General features: G+C 66.1%; 13 protein-coding genes. 1 reads left to right on the forward strand and 12 read right to left on the reverse strand.

What is annotated here, in order from left to right:
• Positions 1 to 41 precede the first annotated feature (41 nt).
• From BMI01S_RS13975 to BMI01S_RS14030, 12 genes are all read right to left on the reverse strand, one after another.
• Positions 42 to 923, reverse strand: coding sequence for a M48 family metallopeptidase (locus BMI01S_RS13975; RefSeq protein ID WP_028211802.1), 882 nt, complete (start codon positions 921 to 923; stop codon positions 42 to 44).
• A 163-nt stretch (positions 924 to 1,086) separates the two neighbouring features.
• Positions 1,087 to 1,848 (reverse strand): lysophospholipid acyltransferase family protein, encoded by a 762-nt coding sequence (locus BMI01S_RS13980; protein WP_028211801.1) that lies wholly within the window; start codon positions 1,846 to 1,848, stop codon positions 1,087 to 1,089.
• Between the two features lie 34 nt (positions 1,849 to 1,882).
• Positions 1,883 to 2,446 (reverse strand): D-glycero-beta-D-manno-heptose 1,7-bisphosphate 7-phosphatase, encoded by a 564-nt coding sequence (gene gmhB / locus BMI01S_RS13985; RefSeq protein WP_028211800.1) that lies wholly within the window; start codon positions 2,444 to 2,446, stop codon positions 1,883 to 1,885.
• Between the two features lie 20 nt (positions 2,447 to 2,466).
• On the reverse strand, positions 2,467 to 4,566 hold the full coding sequence (gene glyS, locus BMI01S_RS13990) for a glycine--tRNA ligase subunit beta (protein WP_028211799.1): 2,100 nt from the start codon (positions 4,564 to 4,566) through the stop codon (positions 2,467 to 2,469).
• A 16-nt stretch (positions 4,567 to 4,582) separates the two neighbouring features.
• Positions 4,583 to 5,590, reverse strand: a complete 1,008-nt coding sequence (gene glyQ, locus BMI01S_RS13995; protein WP_081715982.1) for a glycine--tRNA ligase subunit alpha — start codon at positions 5,588 to 5,590, stop codon at positions 4,583 to 4,585.
• Positions 5,591 to 5,881: 291 nt separating this feature from the next.
• Positions 5,882 to 7,600: an apolipoprotein N-acyltransferase gene (gene lnt, locus BMI01S_RS14000; protein ID WP_028211798.1), complete on the reverse strand. Its 1,719-nt coding sequence runs from the start codon at positions 7,598 to 7,600 to the stop codon at positions 5,882 to 5,884.
• A 252-nt stretch (positions 7,601 to 7,852) separates the two neighbouring features.
• Positions 7,853 to 8,746 (reverse strand): HlyC/CorC family transporter, encoded by an 894-nt coding sequence (locus BMI01S_RS14005; RefSeq protein WP_028211797.1) that lies wholly within the window; start codon positions 8,744 to 8,746, stop codon positions 7,853 to 7,855.
• A gap of 173 nt (positions 8,747 to 8,919) precedes the next feature.
• On the reverse strand, positions 8,920 to 9,603 hold the full coding sequence (locus tag BMI01S_RS14010) for a gamma-glutamylcyclotransferase (RefSeq protein ID WP_081715981.1): 684 nt from the start codon (positions 9,601 to 9,603) through the stop codon (positions 8,920 to 8,922).
• Between the two features lie 9 nt (positions 9,604 to 9,612).
• Positions 9,613 to 10,074, reverse strand: a complete 462-nt coding sequence (gene ybeY, locus BMI01S_RS14015) for an rRNA maturation RNase YbeY (protein ID WP_028211795.1) — start codon at positions 10,072 to 10,074, stop codon at positions 9,613 to 9,615.
• 31 nt (positions 10,075 to 10,105) lie between these two features.
• On the reverse strand, positions 10,106 to 11,224 hold the full coding sequence (locus BMI01S_RS14020; protein ID WP_028211794.1) for a PhoH family protein: 1,119 nt from the start codon (positions 11,222 to 11,224) through the stop codon (positions 10,106 to 10,108).
• A gap of 110 nt (positions 11,225 to 11,334) precedes the next feature.
• Positions 11,335 to 12,708, reverse strand: a complete 1,374-nt coding sequence (miaB, locus tag BMI01S_RS14025; protein ID WP_028211793.1) for a tRNA (N6-isopentenyl adenosine(37)-C2)-methylthiotransferase MiaB — start codon at positions 12,706 to 12,708, stop codon at positions 11,335 to 11,337.
• A 276-nt stretch (positions 12,709 to 12,984) separates the two neighbouring features.
• Positions 12,985 to 13,956 (reverse strand): LysR family transcriptional regulator, encoded by a 972-nt coding sequence (locus BMI01S_RS14030; protein WP_042289550.1) that lies wholly within the window; start codon positions 13,954 to 13,956, stop codon positions 12,985 to 12,987.
• Positions 13,957 to 14,091: 135 nt separating this feature from the next.
• Between BMI01S_RS14030 and BMI01S_RS14035 the strand changes: the two genes are divergently transcribed.
• Positions 14,092 to 14,496 carry a VOC family protein gene (locus tag BMI01S_RS14035; protein ID WP_028211792.1) on the forward strand — a complete coding sequence of 135 codons (405 nt, stop codon included), beginning with the start codon at positions 14,092 to 14,094 and terminating at the stop codon, positions 14,494 to 14,496.
• The last annotated feature ends 49 nt before the right edge of the window (positions 14,497 to 14,545 follow it).

The following is a 14,545-nucleotide window of genomic DNA, read 5'->3' on the forward strand; positions in this document are numbered from 1 at the left end:
GGTGAGTCGTGACACTACCTATTGCCCCCTCACACCTCCGCCTACATCTCCACCGGACACTGCTTAAGCTGTTTCCGCGCCTCCCGAAACTCCGGAAAGATCGACTCCACAGTCCGCCAGAACCGCGGACTATGATTCATCTCCCTGAGATGCGCGAGCTCGTGCGCCACCACATAGTCCACAACCGAAAGCGGAAAATGAATCAACCGCCAGTTCAAGCGAATCCTGCCTTCGCTTGAACAGCTGCCCCACCGCGTAGCTGCCGAAGAAAGCGCATAAGACCGGAACGAAACGCCAAGCTTCTCTGCATACACCACGAGCCGCTCGCCAAAGATCCGCGTCGCTTCGCCCTGCAGCCACCCAGTCACGCGGTCCTTGATCTGCTGCGCCTCGGCATGCGGCGGCAATGGCAACGCAAGCACACGAGTTGCTTCATCAAACGCAAGCAAAGAAGCGCCAAGCTTCACCGCAATGGGCTTGCCGAGAAAAGGCAGTTCGGCCCCATCGCTCCATTCCACGCGCGGCAATACACGTTGTTCCGTGCGGGTTTTCCACTCGGCGAGCTTCGCAAAGATCCACCGCTGCTTCTCGGCAATCGCGTTCTCGATATCGGCGATCGCCACCCACCGGGGCGCAGTGATGCAAAGCCCGGTACCGTCGATCACGAACCCAATCGATTTGCGCGACGAGCGCTTGAGCCGGTAATGCAGCGTGCGCACGCCAAGCTCGACGGTGCGCATCCGTGTGCCGTCCGGCGCAAGCGGCGCTTTGCCCGGCTTCCCGGGCGAAGCCGCAGGCGGTGGTGTGAGAGGGAGGGAGGACGCATCCGGCGCAACGACAGGCGCCGGGTCCGCAAAGAGCGGCAGGTCGAGTTGCCGGTTGTCGAGTGCCGCGCTCGGGTGCGGCGTGGGGGACTTCTGCATCGTCTGGCCTGGTGCGGGTGGGCGTGCGCGTTTCCTCGCAGGGCGTTCGTGCGCGTCGTCTCGTGGCGCGCTTAGCCGCGCGCCAAGGCGCACAAGTCGTGCAAACAGCCTGCGCGCCAGCGCAACGGTCGTCCGCGGGAAAAGCGGCGACACCCTCCGCGCCTCAAATCCGCGCCGCTTTCGCCGCCGCGCCATCCGCTTCGCGATACGCCTCGGGATCAATGCGCCGCATTTCCGCCTCGATCCACTTTTCCACGCGCGTGTTCACTTCGTCGGGCGTGAGTCCGGTCGTCTCGATCGGCTTGCCGATCGACACCGTGACTATACCCGGATATTTGATGAACGAATTTCGGGGCCAGACGTGTCCCGCGTTGTGCGCGATCGGCACCACGGGCGCGCCCGTTTCAATGGCGAAGCGCGGGCCGCCCGTCTTGTATTTGCCCTGCTTGCCCACGGGAATGCGCGTGCCTTCGGGAAACATGATCACCCATGCGCCTTCGGCCATGCGCAGCTTGCCCTGGCGTATGACCGAGGTGAACGCGTTTTTCCCTTCCTTACGGTTAATGTGAATCATCTTCAGCATGCCGAGCGCCCAGCCGAAGAACGGCACGAACAGCAGTTCACGCTTGAACACGTAGCACAGCGGCCGCGGCATGAGCGCGGGAAACGCCAGCGTCTCCCATGCGGACTGGTGCTTCGAGAGCAGCACCGCCGGTCCGTTCGGCAGGTTCTCCATGCCCTCCACGCGGTAGCGGATGCCGTTGAGATGCCGCACGACGAAGAGCGTCGAGCGGCACCAGCCCACGGCCATCCAGTAGCGGCGCGCCGCGTTCATGAACGGGAACGCGATGAAGCACGCCGTTGCGTACGGAACCGTGTAGACGATGAGGTAGATGAACAGTAGCAGGGAGCGTATGAAGCGCATCAGTCGAGCAGGTGGGCGTGTTATGCGTGCGTGTTCACGCAGATTCGTTCGCGAGAAAGTCGAGCGCGAACGCGCGCAGGTCGTCGTGGACCTTCGTGCCTTCGGGCAGGCCGCCCGCGGCGAGCGTCTTCTCGCCCTTGCCCGAGCGCACGAGGTGCGTGGGAAAGCCGAGCACCGCACCCGCCTGCAGGTCGCGCAGCGCGTCGCCTACCACTGGGGTGTCGGCCGGGTCGATCTCGAAGCGTTCCGCGATCATCTTGAGCATGCCCGGCTGCGGCTTGCGGCACTCGCAGTGGTCCTGCGCCGTATGCGGGCAGAAGAACACGGCGTCGATGCGCCCGCCCACGGCGGCCGCCTGGCGGTGCATCTTCGCGTGCATGGCATTGAGCGCGGCCATGTCGAAGAGTCCGCGCCCGATGCCCGACTGGTTCGACGCCACCGCCACGCGATAGCCCGCCTGGTTCAGGCGCGCGATCGCTTCGAGGCTGCCGGGAATCGCGACCCATTCGTCCGGCGACTTGATGAACGCATCGGAGTCGAGGTTGATCACGCCGTCGCGGTCGAGGATCACGAGTTTTCTGGTAGTGCTGGTCGGCATGGCGTCTCGCTTTGTCCTGCTCAGGCGGCGAGCCGCGAGATGTCCGCGACGCTGTTCATCTGGCGATGCAGCGCCTTCAGCAGCGCGAGGCGGTTCGCACGCAGCGCCGGGTCTTCCGCGTTCACCATGACGTCGTTGAAGAACGTGTCCACCGTTTCGCGCAGCGCCGCAAGCGCGGAGAGGGCGCCCGTGTACTCGCGTGCGGCGAGTTGCGTTTCCACGCGCGGCGCGACCTGTTCGAGCTTGGCGAAGAGCGCCTTCTCGGCGGCTTCGACGAAGAGAGTGATCTGCACGCCCGCGTCTTGCGCATCCTCGGACTTCTTGAGGATGTTCGAGATGCGCTTGTTCGCTGCCGCCAGCGCTGCCGCTTCCGCGAGCGCCGCGAATTCGCGCACGGCTTCCAGGCGCGAAACGATGTCATCGAGGCGCGTGGGGTTCAGCGCGAGCACCGCGTCGATTTCGGTGGCCGCAAAGCCGCGTTCGCGCAGCATGCCGCGCAGGCGGTCCATGCAGAATTCGTAGATGGCCTGCGTCGATTCCGTGACGGCCTCGATGCCGGCAAACTGTGCGTAAGTGGCGCGCAGCAGTTCGACGAGGTCGAGCGGCAACTGCTTTTCGACGAGAATGCGCAGCACGCCCAGCGCGTGGCGGCGCAGCGCGAACGGATCCTTCTCGCCGGTCGGCGCGAGTCCGATGCCCCAGATGCCGACCAGCGTCTCGAGCTTGTCCGCGAGCGCGACGATCGTGCCCGTCGTGGTGGCGGGCAGCGCATCGCCGGAGAAGCGCGGCTGGTAGTGCTCGGAGCACGCAATCGCCACTTCTTCGGGCTCGCCGTCGTGGCGCGCGTAGTAGGTGCCCATCGTGCCTTGCAGCTCGGGGAACTCGCCCACCATGTCGGTCAAGAGGTCGGCCTTCGCGAGGCGCGCCCCCCGTTCCGCGAGCGCGATATTGGCGCTGCACATCAGGGCGATCTGGCCCGCGAGCGCTTCGAGGCGCTCCACGCGCTGCAGCTGCGAGCCGAGCTTGTTGTGATAGACCACGTTCGCGAGCAGCGGCACGCGGTCGGCCAGCGGCTTCTTCTTGTCCTGCTCGAAGAAGAACTTCGCGTCGGCGAGACGCGGGCGCACCACGCGTTCGTTGCCCTCGACGATCTCGTCGGGCGTTTGCGTCGCGATGTTCGAGACGATCAGAAAGCGCGAGCGCAGACGGCCTTGATCGTCGGTGAGCGCGAAGTATTTCTGGTTGGTCTGCATCGTGAGGATCAGGCATTCCTGGGGCACTTGCAGGAACTCGTCCTCGAAGCGGCACGCGTAGACCACAGGCCATTCGACGAGCGCGTTCACTTCGTCGAGCAGCGAATCGGGCATCACGACCTTGTCGCTGCCTGCCTGCTCGCTGAGTTGCGCGCGGATCGATTCGCGGCGGTCCGCGTAGCTGGCGATCACGAAGCCCTTGTGCTGGAGCGTGTGCGCGTAGTCGTCGGCGTGCGTGATGGCGATGAGGCCTTCGGAAAGGAAGCGATGGCCGCGCGTGGTGTCGTTCGCGTCGATGCCGAATGCCGTGACCGGCACGATCTGGTCGCCGTGCAGCACCGTGAGGCGATGCACGGGGCGCACGAACTGCACGTTGCTGCCGTCCGGGCGCTGGTAGCTCATGACCTTCGGAATCGGCAGCTTGCCGAGCACTTCGTCGAGCACGGCTTGCAGGCCGTCGGCGAGCGTGGCGCCGGGCGCCGAGTAGCGCAGGAAGAAGGCTTCGTTCTTGCCGTCGCTCGCGCGCTCGAGGTCGCTCACGGGGAAGTCGGGGAAGCCGAGCGCGGCGAGCTTCTTCACGAGCGGCGCGGTGGGCTGGCCGTTGGCGTCGAGCGCGACCGAAACGGGCAGCACTTTTTCGCGCACCTGCTTTTCAGGCGCGACGCTGCGCACGTTCTTGATCGTCACGCCAAGGCGGCGCGGCGTGGCGAAACGTTCGAACGAGAGGTCGCCTTCGATCAGGTCGCGCGCGGCGAGGCGCTGCGCGATGGCTTCGGCGAACGCGTCGCCAAGGCGTGCGAGGGCCTTCGGCGGCAGTTCCTCGGTCAGCAGTTCGACGAGGAGGGTGGCGTGATGAGCTTGCGTCATTGTTCTTGAGATCCGGTCATGCCTCGTCGAACTTGCGTTCGACCTTCAGCGGCGGCGCCCAGGCGGGCATCGCGGCGTCCTGTTCGTCGGTGGTCAGGCCGGGCACGCCGTGCACGGGGTTGCCGAGCATCGGGAAGCCGAGCTTCTCGCGCGACTCGTAGTACGACTGCGCCACGCTGCGCGAAAGCGCGCGAATGCGGCCGATGTACGCCGCGCGCTCCGTCACGGAGATCGCGCCGCGCGCGTCGAGCAGGTTGAAGGTGTGCGCGGCCTTGAGCACGAGTTCATAGGCGGGCAGCGCGAGCTGGTGCTCCATCATGCGCTTCGCTTCGCCTTCGTACGCGTTGAAGAACGTGAACAGCAGGTCGACGTTCGCGTGCTCGAAGTTGTACGTCGATTGCTCGACTTCGTTCTGATGGTAGACATCGCCGTAGGTGAGGCGGCGCAGTTCGGGGCCGTTCGGGCCTTGCTCTTCCCACTCGGTCCAGACGAGGTCGTAGACGTTCTCGACCTTCTGCAGATACATCGCGAGACGCTCGAGGCCGTAGGTGATCTCGCCGAGCACCGGTTTGCAGTCGAGGCCGCCCACCTGCTGGAAGTAGGTGAACTGCGTCACTTCCATGCCGTTGAGCCACACTTCCCAGCCAAGACCCCACGCGCCGAGCGTGGGGTTCTCCCAGTCGTCTTCCACGAAGCGCACGTCGTTCTGCTTCAGGTCGAAGCCGAGCGCCTCGAGCGAGCCGAGGTACAGGTCGAGAATGTTTTCCGGCGCCGGCTTGAGCACCACCTGGTACTGGTAGTAATGCTGCAGGCGGTTCGGGTTCTCGCCGTAGCGGCCATCCTTCGGGCGGCGCGACGGCTGCACATAGGCTGCTCGCCACGGCTCGGGGCCGATCGCGCGCAGGAAGGTGTGGACGTGCGAGGTGCCGGCGCCGACTTCCATGTCGATCGGCTGGAGCAGTGCGCAGCCCTGCTTGTCCCAGTAAGACTGGAGCGTCAGGATGATTTGCTGAAACGTGAGCATGTATGCCTGCAGTGTCTATCGGGCCTTCGGGGCTTTCGGGGGCGGAATGCGGCGGCCCCACCAGGCGAGCGCGCGGGCGGGGCGGCGATTCGCGGCCTTGCCCCTTTCCTCGCGTGGCCCGGGCCGGGAGGCGGCCAGGTGCTAAAACCTTGAATTTTACCGGATTGCCGGGGCATTGAGACCTGGGCGGGGTTCGGGCGACGGGAAGAGGCCGCAGCGGGTCGTCGCGCGCGTGGTTTCGTGGCCCGCTTCGTGGTGGTTTCGTGGTCGCTCCGTGGTCGCCCCGCGTGCTTATTTCGTGCTTGCCTGCGTGCGTTCCTTCTTGCTCTTGAATGCCGGTCCAAACGCAAATCCGAGCGCGAGCAACAGGAGTGAAACGGCGATCACCGTGTTGTTGCCGCTCTTCACGTAGGGCGTGAAGCCTGTCGTGCCTTCCACCTGGAGGTCGAGCGAGCCCACCGTGAAGGTGGGCAGGCGCGCGATCACGCGGCCTTTCGCATCGATGGCGGCCGTCGCGCCCGTGTTGGTGGCGCGCAGCATCGGCCGGCCCGTTTCGAGCGAGCGCATGCGCGCGATCTGCAGATGCTGGTCGAGCGCGATGGTGTCGCCGAACCAGGCGAGGTTCGTCGAATTGATGAGAATGCCGGGCGAGGTCGGATTCTCGCGCACGGTGCGCGCGATTTCCTCGCCGAAGATGTCCTCGTAGCAGATGTTCACGGCCACGAGTTCGCCGCGCACGGGGAACGGCGGCTGCACGGGCGCGCCGCGCGCGAAGTCCCCTAGCGGAATGTTCATGAGGTTCACGAACCAGCGGAAGCCCCAGGGCACGAATTCGCCGAAGGGCACGAGATGGTGCTTGTCGTAGCGGTAAAGACCGTTCTGGCCCGGCGTGATGCCGAACAGGCTGTTGGTGTAGTCGGTCACGCGTCCTTCGGGCGTGATCGTGCCGCCCACCGCGCCGAACAGGATGGCGGTGTGGGTGCCGTCCGCGAAGGCGCGGATATCGCGGCCGAACTTCTCGGGGATCTCCTGCACGAGCACGGGAACGGCCGTTTCCGGCGTGATGACGAGATCGGCCGGCTTTTCGGTGATGAGCTTCTGGAACTCGTTGAGCGCGTCGACCATGCCCGACTCCGAGAACTTCATCTCCTGCTTGACGTTGCCTTGCAGCAGACGCACGTTGAGCGGCGTGCCGGAAGGCTGGGTCCACGAGACGAGCGAGAGCAGCAGGCCGGCTGCGATCACGGCGACGGCGAGGAGCGCGGGCGTCGCGATCGCACCGCGCGGCGGCGTGGTGTGGACTTGTGCGGTGCTGCCTTGCTTCAAGTTGCGCGCGCGCAGCAGCGCCTGGACGATGAGCGCCGCAACGAGCGCGAGCACCCAGCCCACGCCGTAGACGCCCACGATCGGCGCAAAGCCGGCGAGCGGACCGTCGACCTGTGCGTAGCCGCTCGATAGCCACGGAAAGCCTGTGAAGACGTAGCCGCGCGCCCACTCGCCGAGCGCCCACGCGCTAGCGAACGCGAACGCGCCGTGCCATGTGGGCGAGAAGGGCAAGTCGCCACTGCGTCCGTTCTTCGCATGTCCCGCGCAGAACGACCAGACGAGCGCGGCGAGCGCCGGATAGAGGCCCAGATAGAGCGAGAACAGCGCGAGCGCCGCGCCCGCGAGCACCGCGTGCATGCCGCCATAGAAGTGCATGCTCACATAGAGCCACCACACCCCGGTCACGAAGTTGCCGAAGCCGAAGGCCCAGCCCGTGAACATCGCGCTCTTCCAGCCGGTCGTGCGCGTGAGCCAGAAGTAGAAGAGCGCGAAGATCGCGATGGCGAGCCAGCCGCCATGCGGCGTGGGGGCGAACGAAAGCGTGTTGAGCGCCCCGCACGCGGCGGCGGCGAGATAGTGCCAGAGCGGCAGCGCGCGGCGTGCGGCGCCGTTGCTGGCGGCGGTGCCGTTGGCTTCGGGCGCGCGCGGTTCGCTGCGCGTGCGGGTATCGATCGGTTCGGCCATGTGAAGCGGTGAAATTCGGCTGTGAAGTACGGGAAAAGCGACGAATAAAAGCGACGAATGAAAAGCGATGGCGTAACAAGCACGAGGGCGGATTGCGCGACGAGCGCAACGATAGCACTTTCGTGCGTCATTGCCGGGGCGCGCCTCTCGAATGCCTTGGGGCCCGATCGCGATAGCGAACCATTGGAGGCAAAACGCCAGCCCGAAGGCTGGCGTTTAGACGTGTCCGCAGGAGCCAGGCGGGCTGTGCGCTCAGGTGCCGGGCGGCTGCAGTGCGGCTTCGCGCTGGCCGGCCATCGGGTCGCGGCGCACGAGCAGCATGTGAAGCTGCCGGGCGTCGGCGCGCAGCACCTCGAAGATCAGGTCGTCGATGCGCACCTTCTCGCCGCGATGCGGCAAGTGCCCGAAATGATGGGTCACGAAGCCGCCGATCGTATCGACTTCCTCATCGGAGTAATGGGTGCCGAATACCTCGTTGAACTGCTCGATCTCGGTGAGCGCGCGCACGCGAAAGCGCCCGTCGGGCGAGGCGATGATGTTCCCGCTTTCCTCGTCGAAGTCGTACTCGTCCTCGATGTCGCCGACGATCTGCTCCAGCACGTCCTCGATCGTGATGAGGCCGGCTACGCCGCCGTATTCGTCCACGACGATGGCGATGTGATTGCGGTTCTGGCGAAAGTCGTGCAGCAGCACATTGAGGCGCTTGGATTCGGGGATGAACACCGCGGGGCGGAGCATGCCGCGCACGTCGAATTCCTCTTCGGCGTAGTAGCGCAGCAGATCTTTCGCGAGCAGCACGCCGATCACGTTGTCGCGGTTGCCGTCGTACACGGGGTAGCGCGAGTGCGCCTTCTCCAGCACGTACGGAATGAATTCGTCAGGACTTTCGGCGATGTTGATCGCGTCCATCTGGGCGCGCGGGATCATGATGTCGCGTGCGCAGAGTTCGGACACCTGGAACACGCCTTCGATCATCGAAAGCGAATCGGCGTCGATCAGATTGCGCGCGTGCGCGTCCTGGAGGATTTCGAGAAGTTCGCTGCGCGAGTCGGGCTCGGGCGAGATGAAGTCGGTCAGCCGCTCGAGCAGGGAGCGCTTTTCTTGCGGTTTGTCGGTCTGGCGTCGACTGGGATAAGAGTCGTTCATGGTGGTGCGCCCTTTGCCGCTTGGGGGCGGGGCGCGCTGTTGCGGAGGGTTAAGGATACAACATGCCTGTGGCGCCACCGTGTAATGGCACACGCATGACATACACCGGCAGATCAATCCTAACGCAGATGACGGGCGGCCGCGCTGCGGACAAAAAACGGCGCGGCTTTTCGCTATGCGCAGCGCGCCAGCAGCCGCTCCAGCACCCGGTCGCGCATGCCGCTCTCGCGCAGCGCGTCTACGGTGCGCTGCACATAGTCGAGCGTGGTGCCATAGCGGCCCGACGCGCAGCCGAACACGGTGCGCACGGTCGCTTCGGAAAGCTTGCCGGTGTAGGAGGCGACGTCGCGGCGCATGACGAACGCGAGCGCCGCGACGCGGCGGCCGTCGGCGAGCACGCAGGGCAGCCACGCGGGGCGGTAGGAGCCCATGGGCATCTCGCGGCGCCAGAGCGCTTCGAGGTGCGGCATAACGCCCTGGCCCGCTAGCCGGAACGCGACGCCGGCGCACGAGCCGCCGCGATCCAGCGCCAGCACGAGGCCGGGCTGCTCGGGCGTGCCGCGGTTGACGCGCGACCACATGTACAGCCCGCGATGGTAGCCATGCACGCGCGAACGCACGTTCTCGACCGTTGGGAGCCCCGGGTTCCAGATCAGCGAGCCATAGCCGAAGAGCCAGATGTCGCTCTTACCGTCCCAGTTTTCGAGCGTGCAGGCGAGCGAAGCGCGCAATTCATCTTCGGTGAGGAGCCGCGACTCGCCGAGCGCCGGGGGGTAGCCCGGGCAGGGCGCGCTCGCGCCGCCTGTCTCGGGCAGTCCGGAGGGTTCGGCGACATCGGGCGCGCGCTTGTCGTTCATGGCCGGAGCCTACTTGTACGGATCGGGAAAGCCGAGGGAGTTGAGCACCTCGGTCTCGATGCCCTCCATTTCCTCGGCTTCGGCCTCGTCCTCGTGGTCGTAGCCCTGGGCGTGCAGCGCGCCGTGCACGAACAGATGCGCGTAGTGCGCGGCGAGCGGCTTGCCCTGCTCGGCGGCTTCCTTTTCCACGACGGGGCAGCACAGGATCAGGTCGCCCGTGACCGGATCGTCTTCACTTTCCGCGTAAGCGAAGGTGAGCACGTTGGTCGCGTAGTCCTTGCCGCGATAAGCGCGGTTGAGCGAGCGGCCTTCTTCGGCGTCGACGAAGCGCACGGTCAGTTCCGCGTCCGCGAATAGCGCGGCCTTGAGCCACGCCGCGACGGTGGCGCGCGGCAGCGTGGCCTTGTGCTCGGGGAACGCCTTCGCGGCGGGGAACTGCACGGTCAGTTTGAGTTTCGGTGCGCGGGGCATGGGCTGGAGCAAGGGAGCGAGGCAGACCGCGTCAGCGTGCGTCGCCAACGCTTTCGTCCTTTTTCGAATGCGCGTCGTAGGCCTCGACGATACGCGCGACGAGCGGATGGCGCACGACGTCGGCGCTCGTGAAGCGCGTGAGCGCGATGCCGCGCACGTCCGCGAGCACCTGCTGCGCCTCGATCAAGCCGCTCTTGTGGCCGCGCGGCAGGTCCACCTGGGTGGTGTCGCCGGTCACGACGGCCTTCGAGCCGAAGCCGATACGCGTGAGGAACATCTTCATCTGCTCGGGCGTGGTGTTCTGCGCCTCGTCGAGGATGATGAACGCGTGATTGAGCGTGCGCCCGCGCATGTAGGCGAGCGGCGCGATCTCGATCATCTGGCGCTCGAACATCTTCGCGGTCTTGTCGAAGCCGAGCAGGTCGTAGAGCGCGTCATAGAGCGGACGCAGGTACGGATCGACCTTCTGCGCGAGGTCGCCCGGCAGGAAGCCGAGACGCTCGCCCGCTTCCACGGCCGGACGCGTGAGCACGATGCGCTTGACCTGGTCGCGCTCGAGCGCGTCCACCGCGCAGGCCACGGCGAGATAGGTCTTGCCGGTGCCCGCGGGCCCGACGCCGAACGTCACGTCGTGCGAGATGATCTGCTTGAGGTACTCGCGCTGCGCCGGCGTGCGGCCGCGCAGATCGGCGCGGCGCGTGTAGAGCTTCGGGCCGGGTTCTTCGGCTTCGAAGCCTTCGCGCGCGGGCTGGTCGAACGGATGATCGGGGTCGCCGCGAAAACGGGGATCGATTTCCGTGGCGTCGCCGGCGATCTCGCCGCTGCCGGTGCCATTGGCGTTGCCGCGCACGACGCCGTTGCCATTGCCGCGCGGGTCGTTCGCCGCCTGACGCGCTTCGACGAGCGCGAGCTGGATATCGTCGACGGAGAGCGGATCACGCGCCTGGTTGTAGAAGTTCTCGAGCGCCGTGAGCGCGAGCTTCGCGCCGCGCCCCCGAATGCTGATGCGATGGCCGCGCCGCGCGAGCGTCACGTCGAGCGCCTGCTCGATCTGCCGCAGGTTTTCGTCGAGCGGGCCGCAGAGGTTGGCGAGGCGCGCGTTGTCGTCGCGCGGCGCGGTGAATTCCAGATGCTGCTGATTGGGCTTCAAGGTGTCTCTGAACTCCTGAATTCCGATGCCTTGTGCCGCGCGGTGGGCGCGGAACAGGCGCGTAATGGGCTCGTAGGGGGCTCGTATTCGGCTCGTGGCGTACTGACCGATCAGTGCGCGAGCGTCGAAGCGTCCTCGTGCGCGAGCACGAGTTCGCCGCGCAGCGAGTGCGGGTACGCGTGGTTGATCTTCACGTCGATCATCTGGCCGATCAGGCGCGCATGCGAGGCAAGCGGCGCCGGAAAGTTCACGACACGATTGTTCTCGGTGCGGCCCGACAGCTCGCCCGGATCCTTGCGCGAGGGGCCTTCCACGAGAATGCGCTCCACGCGGCCGACCATCGACTCGCTGACGCGCTTCACGTTCTCTTCGATCGTGGCCTGCAGGTGCTGCAGGCGCTTGAGCTTCACCTCGCGCGGCGTGTCGTCGGAGAGGTTCGCGGCGGGCGTGCCCGGACGCGGGCTGTAGATGAACGAGAAGCTCGTGTCGTAGCTCATCTCCTCGACGAGCGCCATCATCTTCTGGAAGTCCTCTTCCGTCTCGCCGGGGAAGCCCACGATGAAGTCCGTGGAGAGCGACAGGTCCGGACGGATCGCGCGCAGCTTGCGGATGATCGACTTGTATTCGAGCACGGTGTAGCCGCGCTTCATCGCCATGAGCACGCGGTCCGAGCCGTGCTGGACCGGCAGATGCAGATGGCTCACGAGCTTGGGCACCTTCGCGTAGGTATCGATGAGGCGCTGCGTGAACTCCTTCGGGTGCGAAGTCGTGTAGCGGATGCGCTCGATCCCGGGAATCTCGGCGACGTATTCGATCAGCGTCGCGAAGTCCGCGACGTCGGGCGCGCCGGCCGTCAACGCGCCTCGGTAGGCGTTCACGTTCTGGCCGAGCAGCGTGACTTCACGCACGCCCTGATCGGCGAGGCCGGCGATTTCGGTGAGCACGTCGTCGAGCGGACGCGAGACTTCCTCGCCGCGCGTGTAGGGCACGACGCAGTAGCTGCAGTACTTGCTGCAGCCTTCCATGATCGAGACGAACGCGCTCGGGCCTTCCACGCGCGCGGGCGGCAGATGGTCGAACTTCTCGATTTCGGGGAAGGTGATGTCCACCTGCGCGCGGCCCGAGGCGCGGCGCGCGTCGATCATCTGCGGCAGGCGGTGCAGCGTTTGCGGGCCGAACACGAGGTCCACATAGGGCGCGCGCGCGACAATTGCCGCGCCTTCCTGGCTCGCCACGCAGCCGCCCACGCCGATCAGCAGGTTCGGGTTCGCTTCCTTGAGTTCGCGCACGCGGCCGAGGTCGGAGAAGACCTTTTCCTGCGCCTTCTCGCGCACCGAGCAGGTGTTGAAGAGAATGACGTCCGCGTCTTCGGGGGTGTCGGTCTTCACGAGGCCTTCGGCGGCGCCGAGTACGTCGACCATCTTGTCGGAGTCGTACTCGTTCATCTGGCAGCCAAAGGTCTTTACATAAACTTTCTTGGTCATCGGGGTTCGCCGTTCGCAGTGGTTGACCTGGGGGCGTCGTCCGCTTGATGCACGCGCGGGGTGCGCGGGATGCACGTCAGGACTACGGTGTTTTAAGGGGGGCCGAATCGGGGGGCTGCTTTTGCAGCCCTCGTCTGGCGATGCGCGTCTGGTGATGCCGTCCCGTGACACCGTCTGGTGACATCGTTTCGTGACACATCAGGGACGTTCCGCTTTGCTTTTCGCTTCTTTTTGCCGGTTTTTGAGGCTGCGGATCGCTTTCTGCGCAATCGGACATTATAGCCGTTTGCGCCTTCGGCTTTGCGTCGCAACGCCCGGTTCCGTGCAGGGCACGAGCGCCTCCAGCTCGCCCGACGTCTGCGCGAAGCGCTCACTGAGAAAGTCGAGCAGCGCACGCACACGCGGCGCGAGAAAGCGGTTGCGGTGATAGAGCGCGTGCAGCGGCGCGTCCGGGTAGCGCCACTCGGGCATCACGGTCTTGAGCCGCCCGGCGCGCAGATCGTCCGCGACATCCCAGATCGACTTCACCGCGAGGCCGTACCCGCACAGCGCCCACTGGCGCGCCACTTCGCCATCCGTTGACTCGAGCGCGCGGTCGAGCGGCACCGTGTACGTCTGCGTTTCGTCGCCGCGCGCGAAGCGCCATTCGTTCACCGGTCCCGCTGCCGAGCCGATCACGATGCAGTCGAAACGGGCCAGATCATTCGGCTCATGCGGCTCGCCGCAGCGCGCGAGGTACTCGGGCGAGGCGCACAGCACGCGGCGGTTCGGTGCGAGCCAGCGCGCCACGAGCGAGCTGTCCTGCGGCGTGCCGAAGCGGATCGCGAGATCGATGTCTTCGAGTACGAGATTCGAGAGCGAGTCGGTCAGCATCAGCGCGAAACGCACGTCGGGATAGCGGGCGCGGAATTCGTCGAGCCACGTCATCAGCAAATTGCGGCCGAAATCCGAGGTCGCCGAAATCCGCACCTTGCCACGCACCGCGTTCTGGCCCTCCTGCAAGGCCGCTTTGGCGTCGTCGAGCGAGCGCAGCGCGTGTTCGCTACAGGTGAGGTAGAGGCGGCCTTCGTCGGTGAGCCGTAGCTGGCGTGTCGTGCGGTCGAACAGACGCGCACGAAGTTCGGCTTCGAGCCGCGCGAGCCGGGCGCTGGCCGCCGCGGGCGTGAGGCCGAGCTTGCGGCCCGCCGCGGAAAGGCTGCCGAGGCGGGCCGCCTCCACGAACAGGCGCACGTCGCCGAGATTGTCCATCGCGTGATTATTAGAAAGCCGTTGAAAATGCTTCAAATGCTACGCCAATTATCAAATTTGAGCGTAGCCCCGACAATGCGCGTGTTTTCAGCACAACCGCCGCGCCTCGGACCTGCCCGACCCGGCCCGCACGCCATGCAACTCGATCACGTCACCCTCGTCACGCCCGACCTCGAAGGCGCATGCCGCTTCTTTCGCGACATCGTCGGCCTCGACGAAGGTCCGCGTCCGCCGTTTCGCGTGGACGGCCACTGGCTCTACGCGAACGGCCGCCCGGTCATCCACCTCGTCGATGCGACCGTGCCCGCGCAATCGCCGGGTTCATCGGGTCCGCTCGTCGCGCCCCGCATCGACCACGTGGCGTTTCGCGTCGCGCCCGGCGACGCGTGGCGCGCGCTGCTCGAACGGCTCGCCGCGCACCGCGTGCTGCACCAGCGCGCCGAGGTGCCCGTGTGTGCGGAAATCCAGCTTTTCGTTGCGCTCGCGCCGGGCGTCGTCGTCGAGTTCGTGACGTCGACGGCGGGCGGCGCGGCGGCATGAGGCCAACCGCTGCCGACCGCGACCAACCGCAGCCAACCGCGGCCGACTG

Source organism: Paraburkholderia mimosarum LMG 23256 = NBRC 106338, from assembly GCF_000739815.1.
Classification (GTDB): Bacteria; Pseudomonadota; Gammaproteobacteria; order Burkholderiales; family Burkholderiaceae; genus Paraburkholderia; species Paraburkholderia mimosarum.